Genomic DNA, 23,899 nt, shown 5'->3' with positions numbered 1-23,899 from the left:
AAAAATATTATAAAAATTATTTCAATCAATTTTAATTAAATTTGAAATAATTGATCGCCTCTTGGCTTGAGCTCATGCCTCATATTTAACCTTCGGATTTTTAATATTTTTTCTCAAATAGTTTTTTAGAATATGTTTATTTAAATTAAATTTTTTAATAATTATAAAAGCTTAAATAAAAGCATCCAGTCACCTTGACTTGTAACTCAATGTTTTTATTTATTTAATTATTGCTCTGAAAATATTTTGGTTATTGAAATCAATAATTCGGGCTTATTGAAGGTAACAAATCGGGCGAAATAACGGTTATTTTTAGGAAGTAAACCATTATCCAGATCAGAGGGCATGGTATAAATCATGATACGAGCACAATTTATTCGCAACAAATCTAAAAACCTAGTCGCCAAAAGATGAAAAGTTATCAACCATGATTGCAAATTTTTTAAGAAGGTCTTCATCCACTCAACACGAAAAGCTTAAGTCGTGTTTACAAAAAATTCGCTCAAAGCGGCAAATTTAAATCACATAACCCAACTATGGCTAATCTATCCACCTATTTATTTATTATTTACATTCTTATTCTAATTTCTCTTTTTCAACTATTAACTAGAAATTTATTGTTTATTAAAATCAATACTTATTAACTTATCAAAATCAATATCTTTAAAAGCCTCTATAGGGGTTGTGTTGATTTCAGGCAATTTTTCTTCAAAAACATCTTTTGATCTTTGTGTAGTTATTTTTTTAATAGCATTCACCAACTTTTCGGTCATTTGCCTTGCTGTAAATTCAATATTTTCAATATTTTCACTAAAAGAAAATTCGCCCATTATTCCTGCCGTAAAAGTTTGTTTTGTATAATAATCAAGTATCTTTTTATTATCAGAAAATTTACTGATAATAATCTTATTAGCAGATTTAAAATTAAATTCTTCATTATTACATTGATAATTAGTGCGGTCTTTTTCTATAATAATATCTCTACAATTAGTTTCCCCTTGTGATGTATATTCAACTTCAGTTTTTTTAGAAGAATTAACATTACCCCCTTTTCCTCCATCATTATTGCAAGAAATAAAAATTAAAAAACTCAATAATAATAAAAATAATTTCATAAAATCTCCTATTTATTACAAATTTTTTGTTGTCTTTTATTATTTTCATCTTTTAAAATGGAAACCTTGTTGTCAATATTTCTAAAAAACGGATCATTTCTATTATAATCATTTTCATAATTTTCTCTCATTTTTTTAACATCAGAATCTATTTTTGCATATAATACTTGTTTTTGAGTAATATATTCTTTACAATTATTCTGATAATTTAGATAAATTTTTAGCAAATCTTGAGAGGATTTATGAAGAATATCTTGGTAAAAAATACTCCTTGCTCTAGATAGATTTTCATATTGTCGGCTTTTTTCTTTATAACTGTCGGATTCTTTTATTGCCTGCTCATCGATAAATTTTCTAACGCTATTTTTTACATCATTTTTTAATCTATTAATTTCATTATCCATAAAAATATAAAATAATGTTAATTTATCATCAAATCTTTTGAGCTCATTGAGATCAATATCTCCACTTAAATAATTTAACCTGTCGATTAATGCTTTTAATTGATCTGTAGTATAAACTTTATTATTATAAAATTTATCAATACTCTGTATTGAACTATCAATCATACCTTTTAAGTGAGAAACAAAGTTAAAAATAAATTCTTTATTTTTAACTTGCTCTTCTGTTAACACAAATTCGCTTGGTAAATTTTTACAAATAGATAATGCTAATTCTTTTATTTTTTGGGGCTGCTTAACCCAAGTATTTTTATAGTACCAATTTTTTGCTTCGTGAAATTCTAAACTTTCATTAACACTCCAATATTCAATATTTCGCATATCTCTTCTTTTAAACTTAATTTCTAAAATAGCTGCAACTCCCATTCTCAATATATCCGAAGTATATCTATCGTCTAGATAAATAGATCTTTCAGCTATTAATGGATGCAAATTAATTTCTTTAGAATCAAAAATTAAGTTTGACTCTTCACAATAATTATCTAATGATTTATCAATTTTTCTTATTCTGAGCTCTGATTCTCTGAATTCAAACATAGAATTTCGGATTGTACTTTTTAAACTCGATAACCGATCAATTTTATTTCTTAAATTATCGGCCTCATCAAAACTCACAATTTCATCAATAACAATATTTTTATACAAATTATCAAATTCTATAATTAAATTTTCTAATTTTATTTTATTATTGTTATAATCTTCAATTATTATTTTTAAATTATCTTTTCTATCAGATAAATTATATTTATACATTGAAAAAATAATTTCTGGAAAAATAACCTCTTTTTCGTGTTTAATCACTTCTTCCGAATTTTTCATATATTTGCTATTTGCATACGCTACAGTTTGAAATAACATTAAAGTTGCTGTCACTAATTTTTTCATACAATTCTCCAGATGATAAATTTTAATATTTACAAAAAAATTTTTAAATTATAATTTTTTTATTTTGCAACCTTATTTCTAACAATAAATGCTATTACCCTCTATAAAAATCATGCTTAATTTTAAATTCATCATGATTTTTATCTTAATTTTTAAATGATAGCAATTATTTTAGTGACTTTTTAATTTTTCTGTAGTTTTGCTTTTATATTAAGCTATCGCCCATAAAATAAAAAAAAATCGGCTTTATTTTATTCAATTCATGTCTTCATAAGCACCTTTTACTACACCTTCTCCTATGGAACTTAACGCATCAAAAACAGTATAGATCAGATGTGATGCGCAAAAATTTAGCAGCAATTTCATACTCAACTTATAAATTATAATTTTGGTTTGTGCTATGTTTGTAAATTGGAATGCCGCACTATCACTCCTGAAAACAAGAGAGACTTCCAATAACCATGTTCTATTTTTCCTATATAGTTGCCAAAATAATACTGAATTGACTGAGCGCAATTCACTAAAAATAATACTTTGCGCATTTGCACAGAATGTGCGTTATAAAAAAACAGGCAATAATTTTTTAATCAAAGTTTTGCTCTCTGTAAAAATTATTTTTTTGATAATTAAATTTATTAAAATTATAATTTAATTCACTTTGCAAACTCTGGCTGAAATACATTACCGCATTGACACAGTGCCGAAGAAACAGTATCTCCTATTCCAATTTCATGAAGATTTTGTGTAAAACTCTGTGAATTGCTAATTGGATTTGCTAGTTCAGTTTTTTTTCCGGTATAATTAGCATTTTCATATAAATATAATGCACAACCAGGCGCGACTTCTGCACTACTTGTCTGGTTATCAAAAGATTCGTCGTACCCCATCCAACCACCAAAGAGCATACCCCAAAAATAGCCAACCCATCTTCTACTACTAATCATTATATTAGAAAAATCATGATAAGCTTCGCCATTTGACATGCTAAGTTGATAACCATTGTCATGAGGAGAGCCTTGATACAGCACACAATCAGAAGCCATAGCAGTTGAAGAAGCTGATAATATAGAACTACAAATAATAAATTTACCTAATAACTTTTTCATTTTTTATCCTTTTATTATATCGTTAATAATATTTTCTAAACTCAAATAATGTGCATTGCAAACATTTTTTGAAACCATATTTTTTATTAAATCATTAAAGTTACTAGGCACTATTGTATTTTCATTTTTAAATTTATTTTGAAATAATTTTATAAGAGAATTGCTAATATTGTTTTCACAATTATGAGAATAAACAAAATTTACATGCCATCCATAATCTCTAGATGTAGAAAATCCTGCATTAAATTTTTGATAAAATGACAATTCTCTTATCCGTCTTACATCAATTTCAAAAGTTGGGTTAGGATAATCATACATATTTTCACTAATTACAATTGGTGTAACCCGTGTTAACCTCAATTTTACTCTTTCATCGCCATTTCCATAATTCGTATAAGAACAATCTTCTAATGAGTTGGAATAGTCACTATAATCAAATTTATATTCAGTGCGTTGATAGTAATCTGTGCCACCTAACAAAGAATAATTAAAATACGTTAATGTCGAAATAGAACCATTGCTGTATTTATTATTTAATTTTTGCCCCAATACGTGACAAAAATTTTGAGAATTACTATTAGCACTCGCATTACCAAAATAAAAACCACATATCGATAAAGAAGTTAACGCTATTTTAAAAATAGATTTATACAATTATACCTCCTATGTAAAAAAAATAGAACTATTTTAAATTCAAAAATCAAATATCAAAAAAAACTAAAATTATCAAACTAAATAATTGATATTTTTAGTTTTTTATTATTTTATAAATTTAATTTTTAATATAAATTAATATAAATTTTTTAATAAATTAAATTTATGTTATTTTAATGAAATGATATTTTTAAAAACCAGCGCTTCCCAAAAATTAAAAAAATTTATTTTAAATAGCACTGTTTTTTAATTTTAAAATCAATCTGGTTACTTATGAAAAAATGGATTTACAGGAATATCAATAGGTGCTTGAGGTTGGTTTTTAATTCGTAATATTTCTGATTCATGCAACTCGGCATAAAAAATACCTGGTTCTGTTATGCTTCCTTCACATAGAATTTGACCTTCGGGATCAAAAATTGCGCTTTGACCACTAAAATCTAACTCTCCATGGCTACCAACAAAATTCGATACAGCAACATACATGGTATTATCAAATGCTCTTGTAGAAAAAATAGAAGAATGACTTAACTCTTTACCAGTTTTGATAAACGCTCCCAAAACCAAATAAACAGCAGCATCTTCTTTGGCCATTGCCTTTGCATGTTCTGGGTGTTGCGAGTCATAGGAAATTGCAATAGAAATTTTCCAAGAATCAACATCAAACTGAAGACCTGTTTTGCCTTGAAGAAAAAATTTTTTTTCAAAACTATCTAAATAATGTTTTTCGTAAATTCCTAAAATATTGCCTTTGTCATTAATCACAAATGCACCATTTGCTAGACCATCTGGTCGTTGAATACACGCACCAACAACAGCATAAATTTGTAGCCTGCTGCACGTGTTTAATAAATAATTTATTGCAGCACCACTTTCATTAACGCTACACCGACCTTCTTCAACCAAATACAAATCATATCCCGAAAGAGCAAGCTCTGGAAATAAAACAAGGCGCGCTCTTTCTTGCGCGGCCTCCTCTAAGAATGCAGCTATCACCTTTGAGTTGTAACCAAAGTTACCGCTAATTGGGTCAAATTGTACTGTAGCAACCTTTAACGATTTTTTGGAAGACATAGTCTATTTTCCTTTTTTAAAATCGTAACAAAGATAAAGTAGCAAAATTAACTTAGTAAATTGAATTTAATGGATTAGTTGTTACGTCAAACACTTCCCATTTTCGTGCTAGATTGATTGCAAGCATTGCAACTTCATCATTTTCACTTTTGGTTAACTGTAACACACGATTATAAAATAGGGGAGACAAGGCGCCGTCTAAAATTTGTAACGCATAAATTTGCTGCGCAGTATTATTGGAGTTTACATATTGCTCTAATCTTTCTAAATTCCAGTTTTGCGGAAAATTAGAAACCAAATTAGCGAGCTTATAACAGCTTTCAGTACATACTTTTTCTTGTAAATAAATAGTTTCTATTTTTTCTAGCAATACATCATCATACTTTGCTGGAATCAATATTTTAGAGTATCCAGACATTCCGTCATTATTATTTAGACTCCAATCAACAACAAAATTTTTACTTAAAAATGCTTTATTATCTAAAAGAGCATCCGCAACCATAAGCTGTAAACTATGAATAGGGACTCTTAAGGAAAATTCATAAATTTTAATTTTAAACACCGAAGTTAAAGACAGTAATGCAACAGATAAAATAATTGGTAAATAAACTGTTTTAAATTTAGACACTCTTTTTTCGGATAACACATAATAACTTGAAGAAAGACAAATAATGAGCGTTGCAATTTCATAAAAGCTAATTGAAGAACATAAGTAACAAACAAAGTAAACAAAAATAAACCATGCAATAAATCCAGACATACTTTGTGCCAAAATAGAGCTCAAAGTAAATAAAGCAGAAATTCTTAATGCATCTGTTAGACTTTGAATTAAAGAGTTTTCATAATCTTTTTTAAAGTATGTAATTGTAAAAATAATTAAAAGTCCAAATATAAAAGGAGCAATAACTCTTAAAAGATAGCGAATATTAAAAGTAATTGGCAAGGTTTCAATAAAGTACCAAGTACGTTCTTTTCTCGGCGCAATATTCCATTCATAAAAAAATAGTAACAGCATGAGAAACGGAATAAAATTCCATAATCCACCTAATTTAATAGCTACGCCTGTGCCTAATAAGCAAATTAAAATAAATGACCAGTATTGTTTAAATAAAAAAATCGATAAGGCTTTCACACAAGCGATTCCTTCCTCTCATAAATTCTTATAACTTCTTCAAAAGTAGTATTGTGCTTCTCTTTAATTAAATCTAATTCACTTTGCAAAATAACTTCTCCTTTTTGTAAGAGAATGATATCTGTTGCATACCTTTCAATATCTTCTACCATATTGGTTGCAACCACAACCTGCGCTCCAGTATCAAATGAATAGGTATCAAGTTTTTTAAAAATTGCTCTGCGAGAATCAGTGTCTAATTCATTTGTCACTTCATCAATTAAAATAACACGCGGCAGTCGGGGTAAGCTCAATAAAATTCTAAGTCTAACTTGCTCGCCTCGCGACATTTTTTCGACTTTTTTATGCAGAGGAATCGCTAAATCATTTAAAATTTCTTGCTCTAATTTATTATCCCAGCTTTTTATACTTAAAGATTTAAAAACTTTTAAATGATCTTGTGCGGTTAAATTTCTGAATAACTCTATTCCCCAAGATAACAAATGTATTTTGTTTTTAAGAATTTCATAATTAAGAAACGTATTTTTTTCTTCAAAACAAATAGTTCCAACGCTTGGTTTTTCAAAACCTGCTACAACACGAAGTAACGATGACTTTCCGGCTCCATTGTGCCCAACTAACGCAGTAATTCCTGGTGAATAAAAATTTAAATTAGGAATATTTAATCTTAAATTTCCATGTTTTCCGTAAAGCATTAAATTATTAACACAAATCATACAATTTAAACACTCCAACACTCATCCACAAGTCCATGAAATCTTTCTTTTGTGATCCCTAATTCATTTGCATGACTCACAGTTTGCTTCAGATCTGATTTTACCAAGTCTTCCTTTTGCAGCTGCGTTAATGCAATAATGCTTTCAGAAACAAAAGCGCCAACACCTCGCCGAATGACAATAAATTTATCACCTTCAAGAATTTTTAATGCCTTCTGAATAGTCAATGAATTTACTTCTATCATTTCAGAAATTTCACGAACAGAAGGTAACGGAGAGCCAGCCGCTATGCTGCCAGACAATATTAGATTTCTCATTTGATCAACAATCTGGGCATAGAGCGGAGTTGAGGAATGGGGGTTAACTTGTAGCCTCATTAGTAAGCACTCTCCTCTAAGGTGATATACATCTCTATATAAGTAGATTACGAATGCTGAAAATGCAAGTTTTTTAAAAATTACTGTTATTTTGATTGTGTAAAATATTGGACAATTCGTTGCTCTAACCAAAATTTTGGGAAAAAAGGAATATTCCCAGTAACAAACCCCACATGGCCTCCTGCAGAAGTAATTTCTAGTTCAACTGATGCTGACACATCATTTACATTAGGAATACCCTGTGGATACAAAAAAGGATCATCAATTGAATGAATGATTAATGTCGATGTTTTTATAAATTTTAAATATTGTTTAGAACTTGATTTTTTATAATAGTCATGAACATTAATAAATCCATTAAGTTTTGCTGTTACTTTGTCATCAAATTGCCAAAAACTTTTAATTTTTTTTAACTCTAATTCTGAAATTTCTAAGTCTTTAAAAATATTATTAAGCTTTAATTTCTTTTTTAAACTCCGCAAGAGCCACCACTGATAAATTTTAGAAAAACCAGTATTCATCCTATCTGCCGAAAGACTTAAATCAAAAGGAACAGAAACCGCAACTGCAGCTTTAATAAAAATTTCTTCTTTATATTCGCCTAATAATTTAAGCAATACATTAGCACCAAGCGAAAAACCAACCGCAAAAATTGGCTGAGATATTTTTAATTTTTTTATTAAAAAATTTAAAAAAAACTGTACATCAGCTGTTTGTCCCGCATGGTAAGTTTTTAGAATTTTAATTTTTTTATTAAAATTTGGACAACCGCGAAAATGCATACAAACTGCTCTAAAATTATTTTTTTGGGCAGCACTCATAATACGTTTTATATAGTAAGAGTCAGAAGAGCCCTCTAATCCATGCAACACAACAATAAGCGGCAAATTTTCTTGTTTATTTGATGTCCAGTCAAGCACCAAAAAGTCACCATCTGGTAACTCTAAAAACTCTCGAACTAAATTTAAATTTAATTTTTGCGGTAATAGTACTGGAAAAAGAGTTTGAAGATGCTTATTATTGAGCCACCAGGCAGGTTTAAAATGCGCCATGCAAACCTTTATGCCATTAGAGTGAATATAATAGATTAAAAATATCTAAGGAATCTATGAAATAATCATCTAATTTGAAATAACTTGTGAACGCCATATTTGATCTTCAAAATATGCTTTTTTGGTTTTGTCGTATCCGCCGTCATCTCTCCAAGTTTTTAAAAAGGAATTAAAAGCTTTCATAAGCTCATGATCATCTTTTCTTGCTGCAACAGCAAAATGATTAGCAACAATCTCTGTTGGGAGAATAATAAATTTATCTTTATTTCCTTTATCCATGAGATCGACATAAGTAGAATCAGAGACAAATGCATTTGCTCGATTTTGCATGACAGCCAAAACAAGATCGGCATCTTGGTCAAAACGAAGAATTTGTGCCTTTTTTAAAGTTTTGCTTAAATAAATGTCACTGGTGTAGCCTGTTTTAACCGCAATCTTATAGTTCGGTTTGTCAAGTGCGCTTAAACTAATCAATTCATTTTTATTTTTGTCTGTGTTTTTTACAGCAATGCTTAATCCTGTTGTAAAAGTAGGTTCGCTAAATGCAACCATCACTTTACGCTCAGGAGTTACGGTCATTCCTGCAGCAATCATGTCGCATTTGCCAGAAACTAAAGCAGGTATAATGCCATCAAAACTAATTTGAATCATTTTAAGGTCAACAGACAAGCTTTTTGAAAATTCCTTCATCATTTCAACATCAAAACCAATCCATTCCCCCTTTTGAGTTTTCATTTCAAATGGAAGAAAGCCCGCATCGGAGCAGATTTTTAGCTCTTTATCTGATTTAATCTTTTGAAGGCTATGATCTTCTTTTTTTGCAGGTTGCTGATCTGTGGATAGGGCAGATAAATTAACAGCAGGAACTACGGATAACAAAGCAGAGGCGCGAAGCAAGAACTTAAAATATCCTGGTTTCATTCTATTCCCCTCTTATGAGAAATTCTTGCCAAAACGTTCTGGCAAAGACTTTATTCACACAAATAAGCAAACACCAACGGGTTCTTACATACATAAGCTTAGAAAGCAGGTCAAGCAAAAGGTACTCACCAAAAACTAAGACTTAAAAAAAATATATAAACAAAAAAATAGACTACTCATCATCAATATCATCTTCATTTTCTTCTTGAAAAATACCTTTATTTTGATTCAATTCTTTAGGGGAATTTTTGGGAATGTTATTTTTGTTTGGCTGCAATTTTTGAGTAATTATTGACTTATTAATAAATCCTAAGTCCATTTTTTTTATAATATCATTTTCTTTACTCGATATAAAACGCATTTCTTTCATATTATAGTTAATTTTATTATATCTTTGAATAAAAAAATTCGTTAATGATTTGTTTTTTATACTTTGATTCCATTTATTAGGGGATGGTAAAATAGTTACTAGTGCAACGCATTGTGCAGCATTTAAATTTTTTGCAGATGTGTTAAAATAAGTTCTAGCTGCATTTTCTATCCCATAAATTTCCGATCCAAATTCAACCACATTAAAATACCATCCCAATTGCATTTCTTTTGACATAATTGCATTAAGTATTAATGCACCAATGACTTCTCTCGACTTACGAATATTATTTTTTTCTCTAGATAAAAATGCATTTTTTACAAGCTGTTGTGTAATTGTACTGCCACCTCTTTTTAGCTTAAAGTTTTTTTTATTTTGGCTAAAGTTTTGCTGAAGACTTTTAAAATCTACGCCAATATGATCGTAATATCTATTATCTTCAGCAGCTATTAATGCTTTTTTACATAATTTAGGGATATCTTTTTCTGCAACCCATTGATCTGTAAAAAATCCTACTACTGGTCCAGTTACGCGCATATATCTTGTTTTTCCTTGAGAATCATAAGGAAAATACACTAATACGCCTAAATACAATAAAAAAACCCATGGTATAAACCAAAATAAAAAAACCAAAAAAATCCACAGCGGAAATTGAAAAAACCAAAAATAAAACGAAAAAATTCTCATTCAAATTCCTTGCCAAAAAAAATTGAGTACCGCATGATAATAGCGAGTAAAGGAATGTTAACCGCATTGATTTCAAAGGAAGATCCCATGTCTCTGCCTCCTCTTAAGCCTCTAAATATTAGACACTGTCAATCAGCCGAAAATCTTAATGCAGATCTTGCTTTTATCATAATTGATGAAGTTGAAATAGAAAACAAAATTTTAAAATCTGACTTATTACATAAGCTTGATTCTGAATTTGGAGGAACACTTGCTCAACTCGTTTCTTTTGGTGACTTTGAAGGCAAATGGCTACAAACCTCTTCTTCAATTTCTGCAATTTCAAATACCGCAAAACGCATCGTTTTACTTGGAGCAGGCAAAAAAAATAACTATGATAGTGCACGTGCAAGGCATTTAGGTATAAAATGCGCAGAAATAGCGTTAAATTTTAAAGTAGAAACGGCGACTTTATTTTCTGGTAGTAAACTTTTATCAAGTAAAGAATTTATTGCACAATGCGCCATTGGTTTTAGTATGGGACTCTATAAGTTTCCAAACTCAAACTTAACTCAAGAAACATTACAAGAAATTGAAAAACCACTTTCTCTCACATTTATTAACAGCATTCCTGACTGCAGTGAGTCGTTAAGCGACGTTAAATTTCTTGAAGACTCCATTAATATTTGCCGCCTGCTTCAAGACTCTCCCCCTAACATTTGTACACCTAAATTTGTTGCCAACCATATTAGCAATTTAACAAAAAACTTAGGAATCAAAACAGAAATCTGGGGCGCCCAAACTCTGCGAGAAAAAGGTTTTAACGCAATGCTTGCTGTTGCAGGGGGCAGTGCCCATGAACCTCAATTTGTCACACTCGAATACACTCCTACTCATTATAAAAAATCAATTGCCTTTGTTGGCAAAGGTCTCACTATGGATACGGGTGGATATTCTATTAAAACACCATCTACAAGCCAAGAAGGCATGAAGTACGATATGTCAGGCGCCGCTGTTGTCCTCAGCGCTATTTTAGCAATTGCAAAATTAAAACTCCCAGTTCGAGTTTTTGCAATTGGAGCCTTGTGTGAAAATATGATCGACGCTCACTCCTATCGCGTTGGTGATATACTGACTAGCTATTCTGGCAAAACCATTGAAATTTTAAATACAGATGCAGAAGGGCGTGTTGTCCTAAGCGATGCACTCCATTATGCCGCAAAAGACCTTAAACCAGATTATATTGTTGAGTTTTCAACACTCACTGGCGCAATGGTCACAACATTTGGCCATATTGGTGCTGGAGTCTTTGCATTTGATAAAGAGCTTGAAAAAATAATTATGACCTCATCTGAAGCCACCGGTGAACGCGCTTACCCACTACCTGTTTGGGAAGAGGTTGCCGAAGATACTAAAGGCCAAATTGCAGACCTCACAAACCTTGGTAAAACCCGAGGCGCTGCAGGTAGTATGATAGGTGCAGCTTTTCTTAAAGAATTTGTAAATGATATCCCTTTTGCACACATTGATATTGCGGGCGTTGCTAACGATAATCAAGCAATAGGCTACACCAGAAAAGCGGGCTCTGGCTATGGCGTGCAATTGGTCACACACATTGCCAAAACTCTATCTGAAAAAGCGTAAGTAGGTTGTTTTATAAATACAGTTCCGCTGATATTTGAAAATAATCAGGAATATAATTTATATCAATACATCGAAATGGCAAAAGAAGAAATCGCTAATACATTTTCATTTTGTAGTACACCGCTATCAAAAATTGTATCAATCGTGAATCCATTAAGAAATCCGAAACAAACTCCTTTTAGTGATATAGTATACTCTTATCAGAAAAACATATTCCCAAAATTTTCTTTTAAGAATTTTACAATTGAAACATTTCAGATAAAAGAAACAACCCATGAATTCTCGATAATTTTTGATTTGACTGAAAACGAAAATCATGAAATTCATATTGAACTCCAATTTCAAGATTCACAGATTCCCGAAGACATAATTAAAATTTTTTTAGACGCATTTATTTCTTTTATTGATAGAACTTCTCAGTATCCAGAAGAAAAAATAGAGAAAATAACAATTAATAATTATGAAATTTTAAAAAAACACATTGTTTCTTTTCGTAATATTGTGGAAAAATCTTTACCAAATGAAAATATTCATTCAGAAGAAATTGTTCTTATAAAGAACAAAGAGAACGAATGGATGGAGCTTTGGTCTAAAGTATTAACAGAAACATGTTACAACATTGATGATTCATTCTTTGATGTGGGTGGTAATTCTTTAAAAGCAATTCGTTTAACCGCAGTTGCAAAAGAAAGAGGTTATAATCTGTCCCTACTAGATATATTCAAATATCCTACAATTCGTTTAATAGCATTAAAAATTCTTAAATCAGAAAATTTCTCCGAAAGAAAAAAAACAAAAATTTCAACGGAAGAAACTACTTCATTTCCATCCCTAAAACAAGAAATTTATTTACCTTCAAGCTATCAAGAAGCATTTTGGAAAATGTATAAAGAAACTAACAAGACTTACAATCTTCCAATTTACTTTAGGATTAAAAAGAACTTTTCATTTTCGCATTTCTACAATTTATTCACCAAATTATGTAACAGGCACGACATCTTAAGAACTGTTATGCAACGCGAAAATGAAATGTTATGTTGCAAAATTCTAAGTAATTTTGAAGTTAATATTACTTCTGATGATTTTAGCTCTTTGACTGAAAATATGCGAGAACAGAAATTATCACAAATTTCGTATGATTTATTAATTGAGCCATTCGAGCTTGAAAAGACACCCCCCTGGAGGATCAAACTCATTAAATTAGGCTCTGAAGAATGGGCTATACTTGTAGTGATTAGTCACCTCTGTATCGATGGATGGAGTCGCATTCAATTTATGAATGAAATAATAATAATGTTAAATTCTGACATTGATAATAGATTAAATATTCTACCAAAAATAAATCGTACTTATAAAGAATATGCGAGTATAACTAATGAAGTAGAGAACTCTCAGTATTATAAGGATCGTATAAAGATGATATACGAAACTTATCCTAAAACAATAAATAAAATATATTTTCCATCAAATAACTTAGAAATCACAGAAGCAGATTTTCAGGAAATTCATTTTGATATTCCAAATGAAAAACTTTTATTCATATACGAAAAATTAAAAAAGTTTCATTTGAATCTGTTTCAATTATCTTTAACAGCTTATTTTATTGCAATTCATAATGTTTCAAAAATAGCTGACATTTTTATTCGAACAGCATTTGCAAATAGAAAATCAGAATTTATAAATACTCTTGGCTGTTTAACAAGTAATCTTATATTTAACCTTAAAATAGAGCAAGAAGATGATTTTAAAACAGTTGCAGATAATCTGGTAAAAAAGCATTTGTACCTAATTGAAAATGAGGACATTGATTTTGCTGAGATTGAAAAATATGCCAGACAATATAATAGACATGATGAATTTAGTAATGCCAGAAACATATCCTTCGGATTTAATGAAATTAATGAATCTATTCTTGATTCTAAAGCAAATAATATTAGAGGAGAAAACTCTATTGATATTATTTACATTAAAGCTCCGCATTCTTATCCTTTAAGATTAGTTATAAATCATTATATAAATAATAGAATTAATATTAGCCTATATTTTCAGAAAAGTTTTATACATGAAAATTTTGTCAGAAAAATAATAGATAAATTTCAAGAATGTTTATTTAACTTTGATAATAATAAAGGAAAAGAAAAATAACATGAATTTAAAAATCGCATTGCAAGCTCAAAATCTTACAAAAAAATTTAATATTACTAACGGATTTTTTAAACATATTAGAGAAGTGACCGCCGTTAATAGCATAGATTTTACGATCTTCACAGGTGAATCTGTTGCATTTTTAGGTCCAAATGGCGCAGGAAAAAGCACTACTATAAAAATGCTCTGCGGTATTCTTTCACCAACCTCTGGAAATTGCAAAGTCATGGACTTTGATGCTGGACATAAGAAGGCAAATCAACACCTTGGGTTAGTCTTTGGGACAAGAAGTCAACTTTGGATGCATATGACGATACAGCAAAGTCTTGAGATGATGGCAGAGATTTACAGAGTACCCAACAACCAAAAGTTAAAAAGGATTAGCGAGCTGGCCGAAACTTTTGAAATTAAACAGCACTTAAATACACGTGCCAGAACCCTCTCTTTAGGTGAGAGAATGCGTTGCGAAATAGTTGCCGCACTTGTTCATAAACCAAATATTCTCCTTGCAGATGAACCAACAATAGGACTTGATATTGTCGTTCGAAATAAACTACGCAAGATGCTTCGCGAGTGGCAAAAATTCGAAGGAACAACACTGCTTCTCACTAGTCACGATATGAATGATGTAGAAGAATTATGTGACAGATGCATTCTAATTAATAAGGGTGAAAAAAAATATGATGGTTCGCTCAATGGTATTAAAGGGAACCTTGAAAGCATTAGACGAGTTGCTGTGACTTTTGCTCACACTGATGAGTTAAGCCCAATTCTGAATAATCATTTAGTTCATTTAATAAGGACTGAAAATTCGATTCATCATTATGAATTTAATCTTAATAAAATTTCTGCCACCCAAGCTCTAACTCAGATTATTAACCATTACAGCGAAAAAATTCTTGATCTGAGAATGGAAAATATTGAACTTGAAGAAGTGCTAGCAAGTCAGTTTGGGGTTCAAAATGAAAAAAATATTCAATAATATTAAATTAGATATATCATATTATTTTAAAATATCTTTTTTTTCATTCCGGGAACAAGTATCAGATTTTTCAAGTGTACTAGGCTGGATGTTACTTTATCCTTTTTTTGTTTGGTTATTAGCACAAATCTGGCTGCGTTTTGCTCCTGCTAATTCAAGTTTTTCATATTCCGATCTTGTTATTTATATTGGAATTACTGAGCTAATAATAATGTCTCATATGAGAATGCCGATTATTAAATACGCTTCTAATCAATTTGCTCTCTCGTTATCACGCCCACGCAGTTGGCTTTTAACCCAAGGGGTAGAAATATTAGGTCGAAGTACCGGTTATCGTACAGCATTTTTTGGTCTTTTTGGTGTTTTGATCCCTTGTTTAACACAAAGTACGGAAATTTTTTCTACCATCCCACGCATATTTTTAATGATGCCAATATTTTCTATTGCCGATATGCTTTGGTCATTACTTCTAGCAAATGCAATATTAATTTGGCCACGATCCACATATTTTCGTTTACCTATTAGCAAACTCTTTCTTGTTCTAGGCGGTGTCTTTGCACCAATATGTGATTGGACAGGATTCTATCAAAAATTTGCTTTATCATTACCCTTTAGTGATCTTATTTTCCAACCCGCATTTTTTATTCTCAAAGGTAAATTTTGGAATATGTCTGGATTAGAATGGTGTTTTAGAATTTCTATTCAATTTATTATTCTACTTCTCATTAATTACTATGGCCATAAAATTGCTAAAAAATATTTTCAAGCATGGGGAGGCTAAATAAAATGTCATTTTCTATTATTTATCAAGCCATAAAATTTAATATCCATAGCCATTTTGCAGATCCTATTAATCTTAGTCTTGGCGTAGGTACTATGTTTGTAAATAATATAATAGCTGTGAGCGGATCTTTTTTTATGTACTTTGGGAGTCAGGCAGAACGTAACGGAGATCTACTTCAATATTTTTTCACTTTACAAGCAATTTGCCTATTAGGTTATGCTTCCGTGCAGTTTGTAGCTTCGGGTCTTTCTCATTTAGGTTCTTTTATAGATGATGGCTCAATAGAAAGTTGGATGTCTACACCGAGAAGTTCATTATTATTAATATCTATTGCAGAAACAGATATAACTGCCATTGGAGACTTTTTGCTTGGAGTCATTTTTACTATTTTTGGTTCAATACTTTGGGGACCTATTTTTTCTATCAATATTATTCAGGCCGCTTTAATTGCCGCCCTTGGGTTTTCTGGCACATTTATCATTGGCGGTACTTTAGGTTTTTTCTTAAAAAGAGGAGGAGTATTACAAGAGTTCTTGATTTTTTCAACAATATCATTTTCCACCCAACCCTCTCTTCCGGCACTTACAGGAAAATCACGGTGGTTGTTGTTACTTTCTCCAGCATTAATAACCACTGTGCTGCCTGTTGAAACAGTTCTGAATGCAGGCTTCAAGCAATTCTTAATTTCTTGGATAATAGCTATTATTTTCTTTATAGGATCTGTCCAATTTTATAAATTTGGGTCGAAATATTATCAATCTGCAAATTATTTAAGACATTCAAGATAGAAGTTGAGGTTTTTCCATATTCGTCTGTGGTTTATGTTGTGTAAGCAAGAATTCTTTTCGTTAATAATGAAACAGGGATAGATAATGCGAAAACTATAAAATTTGTAATTGTCTAAATCTTTTATTCTTTGAGAAAACCAAATTCCAATCAGATCAAGCATAGCAAAGTTCAAATCACTACAAAAACAAAAAACCACGGCTTTGAAACCGCGGTTTTTTTGTGACTCAGAAATATAACTTTCCAAAAACTCTTAACGTTTAGAAAATTGGAAGCGAGCACGTGCAGAACGTAAACCATATTTTTTACGCTCTTTAATACGATCATCGCGAGTAATAAGACTGGATGCTTTTAGCACAGCACGGAATTCTGGGTTCATATTTAACAATGCATGGGTAATCCCGTGACGGATTGCACCAGCTTGACCAGAAAGACCACCACCTACAACTGTTACGCGAATATCAACTTTACCCAAAGTTTGAGTTAAGTTTAATGGTTGCTCAACAACCATTCTGGATGTAGGACGCTTGAAATATTCTTCAAGACTACGATGATTGATTGTAATTGTTCCTTTACCATCTTTCACCAAATAAACACGGGCAATAGATGTTTTACGCTTACCTACGCCAGATATATATTTAACTGCCATTTTTGGTTCCCTCGTTTAAATCACTTATTAGTTTTTCTTAGTACGTTCAGGCAATGCTTCAGGGTTCTGAGCGGCATGAGGATGCACAGCACCAGCATATACTTTAAGATGGCGATAGCATTCATTACCTAAACGATTATGCGGAAGCATTCCCTTGACAGCGAGCTCTAACAAGCGCTCTGGCTGAGTTGCGCGAATTTCAGCAGCAGTTTGAGTTTTAAGGCCACCAAAAAAGCCTGTATGGCGATGATAAAGCTTTGTAAGCTCTTTATTAGATGTAAGAACGACTTTACCAGCATTGACAACAATAACGTTATCACCCATGTCCATGTGTGGCGTAAAAGTTGCTTTATGCTTGCCGCGAAGAACGTAAGCAATTTGCGTTGCCAAACGTCCAAGAGTTTTGCCTTCAGCATCTACAATATACCATTTCTTCTGAATTTCAGAAGCTTTGGCAGAATAAGTTTTCATGTGTTATCTCCACTAAAACAGAATTTAATAATAAATTCAAATACTTAAAAAGTCTGCGAGTGAGCTTTTCTCTACTACATTCTTTCTGCATAGGGCGTTATCACAACGCAAGCTTAAAAAAAAGCAATAAAAGTAAAATCACCTATGCCACTACCCAAAAAGGCGTGGAGTTCCCAAAGAAGCAGTGACACAACCCAACATTGAGGTTAGAATGAGGCCGAGTAGCTTTACGCAACTTAAAACCTTCACCAACTCAGCATAAAAATTTGCCGCAGTTGGTGCTTTATAACGGGAACTTTGGCTGTGGTCAATAAAGAAAATTTAAATAAAGCACTTATTCAGATTGGAAAAAGCACTTTGCCTTTTGAAGAGACTTTAGCTTTTATAGGCAAGGCTGCCCACAAGTTTATTCAATGCGGAGAGTCTCAATTTATTGATTTTATTCACTCTGAGGAGCTCATAAAAGAACCTTTTAATGAGCAAAAAGCCCAAGAATTGATTTACCAGTTTGATTTTGCTGTAGGATCTCCAGTGGCAAGACAACTGCTATCCTATTTAATGCTAAAAGAGTTTAATACTTACAATCAATATATCGTAAATTGCATTAAATATTTTTTAATCTCAAACGCTAAAAAAGGATTAAATATAATAAATCAGCTCCCCTCAAGCACTGTTAAAGCAAGCAGATCTTTAATGCTAATCGAAAAAATAGAAAAAGAAAATAATCACTCCGTATTTTTTGAAGATTTATTTATAGAATTAGTTGCTTCAATTACGAAACAAAATCATCTTAAAAAAGAAGATTTGAATGCCCCTTTAGCGTTTTGGGATGAAGATACAATAAAAAATATTTTTTATTCTTTGATAAATATTTTAGAAGTTTCTACTCATTCATTTTTATATTTCATTGGAACAAAAGATGAAAAAATAAGAACAAAGATACTTGCAATAAAAGAAAATTTTTTAGAAAAAAATGTAACAGAAATTTTTCATGAATGTTATTTTATATTAAAATTGCTTCAAATCATGTTAAAAAATCAAGAAAATTTCAAAAAAACTTTTATTAATGAAAGTCATCAATTTGAAAATGAAATTTATATAGAAAGACTTGGCATTCAGCTTTCAAGACGCAATGAAGGAATTTTAGAAATCCAATCACTTCAACAAAAAATGAAAAATTTACTAAATACTGATATTATTTTTAAAGATTTATTTGACGAAGAAATTCATAGCATTCATAGTACTATTTCAAAAGAAAGTATCACGCGCTCTCGACTTGAAATTAGATTAAATGATACAGAATACCCTCTCAGTGTTGCATACCGTGATTATATTACAACTGCGCTTCAGCATCTTGAAGATTAGCGGCATCTTCGTAAAAATTAGACCCTCTTGTGAGTTCAATATCCGAAAACATTGCTGCCTGAAAAATGTTGATATGATTTGCTTTACTCAGCTCAAGAACTGCCATAAGCATAACAATCAATTCATATCTTGATAAACACTCATAAATTAAACTTTTTAACGTAATCAACTCATTGCTTTCTAACTGCTTTTTGACAATCGTCATTTTTTGCTGAATTGTTATTTTTTGCGCCTTAACCACCACTTTTGGTGTAGTATGACCCGAAAATTTTAATAAAATCTTTTCTAGCGAAATAATCAAATCAAATGGGTTACCTTTAATTGGATGTTCAAACTCAGCAAATTCTTCTTCTCTTCTTTTATATTCTGCAGAAGGAAACACATCTTGAACAGTTGCATTTAAATTTTGCAAAAACTCAGATGCTTTTTTTAAAGCTTCAAACTCAAGTAATTGTTCTACAAGTAATTTACGAGGGTCTTCTTCGGCAATATCATCTAAAGATTCGGCTTCAACGTTAATGGTTTTTTGTAACACGGGCAAAAGCATATTTGCTTTAATCTCAATTAATTGAGCGGCTATGGCCAAATATTCACCAGCAGAAAAAAAATCAAGCTCAGGAACTTGTTTTAAAAAACTTAAAAATTGTTCCGTAATCATTAAAATTGGGATATTAAAGATATTAAGCTCTTGAGCTTTAATAAGATGCAAGAGTAGGTCTAGAGGTCCATCAAAATTTTCTAACCGAAGGTGCATTGATTTATACCAAATATTCTATAATTTAATCCTAGCAATCAGATTGCCACACTATGATCGTAATTGAGGATTTCCTTGATGTCGATGTTTAGTCTTTGTGAATTGCTCAAGAATCAATTAATTTTGTCACCTATTTAATGACAAAACCTTGATTGCTCCATGGATTAGCAAAATAAGTAAGAGGGCAGTATTTTGCAAAAACTAAGATTAATTATAATAGGCATAGGATTTTTTTGGATTTTTAGCTGGAGTGTATTTGGAAGTTTGCTCGGCGCATACATTGAAAATCTCATATTAACTGGCATCGAACCTTCTGCCTCTATGTTGTGGCAAAGAACATTATTGCGTTCTGCACACGCCCATATGAATTCTATGGGAATAACAATTATATTAATTGGAGTAACTCTGCCAATTCTTTATTCATTTATTTCTGAAAAGAAGATAAAAATTCTAGTTACTTTAAATTTAGCCTCAATTCCTTTATTTGGAGTTGGCATTATTTTGCAAGCTTTTTTTCCTCCATCTGTAGGAAACTTTTCGTTAACTACATTTATTTCAGCAATTGGCGGAGCGTTATATTTAGTATCTTTAGCAATATTTAGTTCTTTATTTTTTTTCGCTTCTTTAAAGAAAAATAATTCAAATGCAAAATAATATCTCTCAAGAAAAAATGCATTTATACGAAAGAGTTGTTTATATAACGCGTCTTACTTCAATTGGAGACGCCTTGATTGCTAGCCATTCTGTGGTAAAACTAATTAAAAATAACTATTTTCCTGTTTTTATTACATCTTCTTCAAACATTGCAATTGCGCAAAAAATCATAGGATTAAAATCTTATATCATCTTTGACAGTAAAGATAAAATTGATTTCTATATTGAAAATAAACAAGTTGACAAAGAATATTTTTTAAATTTTATTACATCTATACCAAAAAATAAAAAAGAAATATTTATTGATCTACAGAAAACAACTAGAAGTAAAAAATGTTTTAAGCACTTAATTAAAAAAAATAAAATATTTATAGAAAAAAAATTCTTTATAAAAAAAATGACTTTATACAGATTTTTTCTAATTTTCTTATCATTTTTTTATTTCAAACAAAAAAATAAATCTTCTACCACAAAATACAAAAAAATTAGAGAAATTCAAGACTTATTAATAAACAAAATCATTCAAAAAGACAATAAAAGCTTTGTAACTGATTTTAATAACAAAGAAATTATTTTAGAAACAAAAAATATAATACCAGAATTATTTTCGAGTAATAATTATATATGTATATTTCCTGGTTCTAGCGGTTTTATAAAGTCATGGCCTAAAGAAAAATTTAGGCTACTTATTAGTGAAATTATAAATAAAACAAATCTTTCTGTTATTATTTGTGGAGCTGAGAAAGAAACATTTATTGGAGACTACTTATGCTTTCCCAAAAATAATAGAGTTATAAATATGGTCAATAAAACAACTCTAGAACAATCTTTAAACATTATTGCAAATTGCAGATATTTAGTATCAAATGATTCTTTTGCTGGGCATGCAGCTGATATTTTTAATATCCCTGCTAGCATTATTTTTGGTTCTACGTCGCCAAAATTTGGTTTTGTACCACTTAATTCTAATATTTCAATTGAATATAATTATCTATCGTGCAGTCCTTGTACCCGTCACGGTCACAGTCAATGTCGTTTTAAAAACTTAAATTGTATGCAAAATATTGATCAAAAAAATATCTTTTTAAAAATCAAAGAATTTGATTCTATTAATTAAAAAATCACTTGCTAATAGCAAAATTACAAGTTACTTATTTTACTGCTTATTTAAATAATAAATTTATTTCATTCTTTAATTTTTATATAATCTTCAATTCACAAATAGGTAAAAATTATGGACATAAAAGAAAAAGAAATTGAAGAAAGAATCAATCTTTCTAAAACAAATATGATTAAATGTGTTTTCCCAGATACAACAAATCATTACAATACTCTTTTTGGCGGTACCGCATTAAACTGGATGGACGAAGTTGCCTTTATCACAGCTACAAGATTTTGTAGAAAACGTATGGTAACAGTATCACTTGATAAAACAGACTTTAAGTTACCAATTCCAGCAGGTACCTTTGCAGATATTTATGGGACGGTGACTTATGTGGGAAAAAAAAGCCTGAAAGTTGAAGTCAAAATTTTTACAGAAAAAATGTATTCTACAGATAAAGAACTTGCTGTAAGTGGAATCTTTTCGATGGTTGCCATTGATGAAGAAGGAAAATCAACTCAAATATTATAAATTTAAAACGTAAAAAGAATCGTACTGCTTACAAGACTTAAAAGAAAAATCTAGTCATTTTGCAATGACAACAAATTTCATCATAATGCACCACTCCATATAAAAAACGACATGGAGATTATTTTAATTTAGTTATTTGAGTTATCATAGGATGATTGATATCAAACTTCATTGTAAAATAAAAAACCCCTAAGAGATATTTTTGTATCGCTTAGGGGTAAAAAATAAAGGCTGCACCGAGCTACTCTTCCACACCTAAGGGTGCAGTACCATTGCCGCAGGCGGGCTTGACTTCGGAGTTCGGAATGGGATCCGGTATTTCCCCGCCGCAATCAGCACAGCCAAATCGAGACTAGAACGTGAGGTTCTCAGTTTTTAGGAGAGAAGGGGTTCACGTATAAAAAAGGTAAACAAGAACAGACAGAGAAGATAAAGCGTAAGAAGAGAGTGTTGAAGAGATGAGTGATTGAGAAAGATGGCTCAATGCCAATGATGTCTTAAAAGGAAGTGGTCAGGGTGATTAGTAATGGTTAGCTCAATGCCTTACAGCACGTACACATCCATCCTATCGAACTTGTCGTCTTCAAGTGCCCTGCGAGATTGCTCTCGAGGAAGTTCATCTTAGGAATAGTTTCCCGCTTAGATGCTTTCAGCGGTTACCCAAACCGAACATAGCTACCCAGCTGTGCCACTGGCGTGACAACTGGTTCACCAGGGGTTCGTCCAACCCGGTCCTCTCGTACTAAGGTCAGGTTCCTGCAACTTCCCAAACGCCCACGACGGATAGGAACCGAACTGTCTCACGACGTTCTGAACCCAGCTCGCGTACCACTTTAATTGGCGAACAGCCAAACCCTTGGGACCTGCTCCAGCCCCAGGATGTGATGAGCCGACATCGAGGTGCCAAACACCGTCGTCGATGTGAACTCTTGGACGGTATCAGCCTGTTATCCCCGGAGTACCTTTTATCCGTTGAGCGATGGCCCTTCCATGCGGTGCCACCGGATCACTAGAACCCACTTTCGTGTCTGTTCGACCTGTCGGTCTCTCAGTGAGGCTACCTTCTGCTCTTGCGCTCGACGCCTGGTTTCTATCCAGGCTGAGGTAACCTTCGCGCGCCTCCGTTACATTTTGGGAGGCGACCGCCCCAGTCAAACTGCCCGCCAGGCACTGTCCCTGAACCCGCTTAGGGTTCGAGGTTAGAATTCTCAGACATGCAGGGTGGTATTTCAACGATGGCTCCCCCGCAGCTGGCGCCACGGGCTCAAAGCCTCCCACCTATCCTACACAACATATCCAAGAAACCAATGCCAAGTTGCAGTAAAGGTTCACGGGGTCTTTCCGTCCTGTCGCGGGAAGGGGGCATTTTCACCCCCATTTCAATTTCGCTGAGTGCCAGGCAGAGACAGCGGACCAGTCGTTACGCCATTCGTGCAGGTCGGAACTTACCCGACAAGGAATTTCGCTACCTTAGGACCGTTATAGTTACGGCCGCCGTTTACT

General features: G+C 31.7%; 23 protein-coding genes and 2 rRNA genes (1 of these 25 cut by a window edge). 9 read left to right on the top strand and 16 right to left on the bottom strand.

Annotated features, from left to right (window positions below):
- Positions 1-614 precede the first annotated feature (614 nt).
- The 11 genes from Spiro2_RS02105 to Spiro2_RS02055 all read right to left on the bottom strand — a co-directional run bounded on the left by Spiro2_RS02105 (position 615) and on the right by Spiro2_RS02055 (position 10,550).
- Positions 615-1,115 carry a hypothetical protein gene (locus Spiro2_RS02105; protein ID WP_338636714.1) on the bottom strand — a complete coding sequence of 167 codons (501 nt, stop codon included), beginning with the start codon at positions 1,113-1,115 and terminating at the stop codon, positions 615-617.
- Positions 1,116-1,123: 8 nt separating this feature from the next.
- Positions 1,124-2,461, bottom strand: a complete 1,338-nt coding sequence (locus tag Spiro2_RS02100) for a hypothetical protein (RefSeq protein WP_338636713.1) — start codon at positions 2,459-2,461, stop codon at positions 1,124-1,126.
- A gap of 653 nt (positions 2,462-3,114) precedes the next feature.
- On the bottom strand, positions 3,115-3,567 hold the full coding sequence (locus tag Spiro2_RS02095) for a hypothetical protein (protein ID WP_338636712.1): 453 nt from the start codon (positions 3,565-3,567) through the stop codon (positions 3,115-3,117).
- Between the two features lie 3 nt (positions 3,568-3,570).
- Entirely contained in the window at positions 3,571-4,221 is a 651-nt protein-coding gene (locus tag Spiro2_RS02090) for a hypothetical protein (RefSeq protein WP_338636710.1), read from the bottom strand.
- Between the two features lie 267 nt (positions 4,222-4,488).
- Positions 4,489-5,295: a carbon-nitrogen hydrolase family protein gene (locus Spiro2_RS02085; RefSeq protein WP_338636709.1), complete on the bottom strand. Its 807-nt coding sequence runs from the start codon at positions 5,293-5,295 to the stop codon at positions 4,489-4,491.
- A gap of 52 nt (positions 5,296-5,347) precedes the next feature.
- The gene (locus Spiro2_RS02080; protein WP_338636707.1) at positions 5,348-6,427 is read right to left on the bottom strand and encodes a hypothetical protein; all 1,080 of its coding nucleotides are present in this window, start codon (positions 6,425-6,427) and stop codon (positions 5,348-5,350) included.
- On the bottom strand, positions 6,424-7,143 hold the full coding sequence (locus Spiro2_RS02075) for an ATP-binding cassette domain-containing protein (protein WP_338636706.1): 720 nt from the start codon (positions 7,141-7,143) through the stop codon (positions 6,424-6,426). The genes Spiro2_RS02080 and Spiro2_RS02075 overlap by 4 nt, the downstream gene beginning before the upstream one ends.
- A 5-nt stretch (positions 7,144-7,148) precedes the next feature.
- A complete protein-coding gene (locus tag Spiro2_RS02070; RefSeq protein ID WP_338636705.1) occupies positions 7,149-7,520 on the bottom strand; it encodes a GntR family transcriptional regulator in 372 nt (123 codons plus the stop codon).
- 86 nt (positions 7,521-7,606) lie between these two features.
- Entirely contained in the window at positions 7,607-8,572 is a 966-nt protein-coding gene (locus Spiro2_RS02065; RefSeq protein ID WP_338636703.1) for a hydrolase, read from the bottom strand.
- Between the two features lie 69 nt (positions 8,573-8,641).
- Positions 8,642-9,493 carry a transporter substrate-binding domain-containing protein gene (locus Spiro2_RS02060; RefSeq protein ID WP_338636701.1) on the bottom strand — a complete coding sequence of 284 codons (852 nt, stop codon included), beginning with the start codon at positions 9,491-9,493 and terminating at the stop codon, positions 8,642-8,644.
- Between the two features lie 172 nt (positions 9,494-9,665).
- Positions 9,666-10,550, bottom strand: a complete 885-nt coding sequence (locus Spiro2_RS02055; protein WP_338636700.1) for a biosynthetic peptidoglycan transglycosylase — start codon at positions 10,548-10,550, stop codon at positions 9,666-9,668.
- Between the two features lie 87 nt (positions 10,551-10,637).
- Between Spiro2_RS02055 and Spiro2_RS02050 the strand changes: the two genes are divergently transcribed.
- Genes Spiro2_RS02050 through Spiro2_RS02030 form a run of 5 tightly spaced genes read left to right on the top strand, consistent with a single transcriptional unit; the run spans position 10,638 to position 16,872 of the window.
- Positions 10,638-12,173, top strand: coding sequence for a leucyl aminopeptidase family protein (locus Spiro2_RS02050; protein WP_338636699.1), 1,536 nt, complete (start codon positions 10,638-10,640; stop codon positions 12,171-12,173).
- Between the two features lie 12 nt (positions 12,174-12,185).
- A complete protein-coding gene (locus Spiro2_RS02045; RefSeq protein ID WP_338637747.1) occupies positions 12,186-14,318 on the top strand; it encodes a condensation domain-containing protein in 2,133 nt (710 codons plus the stop codon).
- A 1-nt stretch (position 14,319) separates the two neighbouring features.
- Complete coding sequence (locus Spiro2_RS02040) at positions 14,320-15,300, top strand: ABC transporter ATP-binding protein (protein WP_338636697.1); 981 nt, start codon at positions 14,320-14,322, stop codon at positions 15,298-15,300.
- On the top strand, positions 15,281-16,081 hold the full coding sequence (locus Spiro2_RS02035) for a hypothetical protein (RefSeq protein ID WP_338636696.1): 801 nt from the start codon (positions 15,281-15,283) through the stop codon (positions 16,079-16,081). The genes Spiro2_RS02040 and Spiro2_RS02035 overlap by 20 nt, the downstream gene beginning before the upstream one ends.
- Positions 16,082-16,086: 5 nt before the next feature.
- Complete coding sequence (locus Spiro2_RS02030) at positions 16,087-16,872, top strand: ABC-2 family transporter protein (protein ID WP_338636694.1); 786 nt, start codon at positions 16,087-16,089, stop codon at positions 16,870-16,872.
- Positions 16,873-17,123: 251 nt separating this feature from the next.
- Here the strand turns inward: Spiro2_RS02030 and rpsI are convergent, their stop codons facing one another.
- Entirely contained in the window at positions 17,124-17,519 is a 396-nt protein-coding gene (rpsI, locus tag Spiro2_RS02025) for a 30S ribosomal protein S9 (RefSeq protein WP_338636692.1), read from the bottom strand.
- A 27-nt stretch (positions 17,520-17,546) separates the two neighbouring features.
- Positions 17,547-17,990, bottom strand: a complete 444-nt coding sequence (gene rplM, locus Spiro2_RS02020) for a 50S ribosomal protein L13 (protein ID WP_338636691.1) — start codon at positions 17,988-17,990, stop codon at positions 17,547-17,549.
- Positions 17,991-18,293: 303 nt separating this feature from the next.
- Between rplM and Spiro2_RS02015 the strand changes: the two genes are divergently transcribed.
- Positions 18,294-19,355: a hypothetical protein gene (locus tag Spiro2_RS02015; RefSeq protein WP_338636690.1), complete on the top strand. Its 1,062-nt coding sequence runs from the start codon at positions 18,294-18,296 to the stop codon at positions 19,353-19,355.
- Here the strand turns inward: Spiro2_RS02015 and Spiro2_RS02010 are convergent.
- Positions 19,324-20,109, bottom strand: a complete 786-nt coding sequence (locus Spiro2_RS02010; RefSeq protein ID WP_338636689.1) for a segregation and condensation protein A — start codon at positions 20,107-20,109, stop codon at positions 19,324-19,326. The genes Spiro2_RS02015 and Spiro2_RS02010 overlap by 32 nt on opposite strands.
- Before the next feature lie 192 nt (positions 20,110-20,301).
- On the opposite strand from Spiro2_RS02010, the gene Spiro2_RS02005 reads away from it, so the two are divergent.
- The 3 genes from Spiro2_RS02005 to Spiro2_RS01995 all read left to right on the top strand — a co-directional run bounded on the left by Spiro2_RS02005 (position 20,302) and on the right by Spiro2_RS01995 (position 22,396).
- Entirely contained in the window at positions 20,302-20,763 is a 462-nt protein-coding gene (locus tag Spiro2_RS02005; protein ID WP_338636688.1) for a hypothetical protein, read from the top strand.
- The gene (locus Spiro2_RS02000; RefSeq protein ID WP_338636687.1) at positions 20,753-21,880 is read left to right on the top strand and encodes a glycosyltransferase family 9 protein; all 1,128 of its coding nucleotides are present in this window, start codon (positions 20,753-20,755) and stop codon (positions 21,878-21,880) included. The genes Spiro2_RS02005 and Spiro2_RS02000 overlap by 11 nt, the downstream gene beginning before the upstream one ends.
- Before the next feature lie 117 nt (positions 21,881-21,997).
- The gene (locus Spiro2_RS01995) at positions 21,998-22,396 is read left to right on the top strand and encodes an acyl-CoA thioesterase (RefSeq protein ID WP_338636685.1); all 399 of its coding nucleotides are present in this window, start codon (positions 21,998-22,000) and stop codon (positions 22,394-22,396) included.
- Between the two features lie 228 nt (positions 22,397-22,624).
- Here Spiro2_RS01995 and rrf read toward each other — a convergent pair.
- Both rrf and Spiro2_RS01985 read right to left on the bottom strand, forming a co-directional pair.
- A 5S ribosomal RNA gene (rrf, locus tag Spiro2_RS01990) occupies positions 22,625-22,739 on the bottom strand.
- A gap of 156 nt (positions 22,740-22,895) precedes the next feature.
- Positions 22,896-23,899, bottom strand: a 23S ribosomal RNA gene (locus Spiro2_RS01985); it runs 1,892 nt beyond the window's last position.

The organism is Spirobacillus cienkowskii (genome assembly GCF_037081835.1).
Lineage (GTDB): Bacteria > Bdellovibrionota_B > Oligoflexia > Silvanigrellales > Silvanigrellaceae > Silvanigrella > Silvanigrella cienkowskii.
This window is presented reverse-complemented; position numbering and strand designations above follow the sequence as displayed.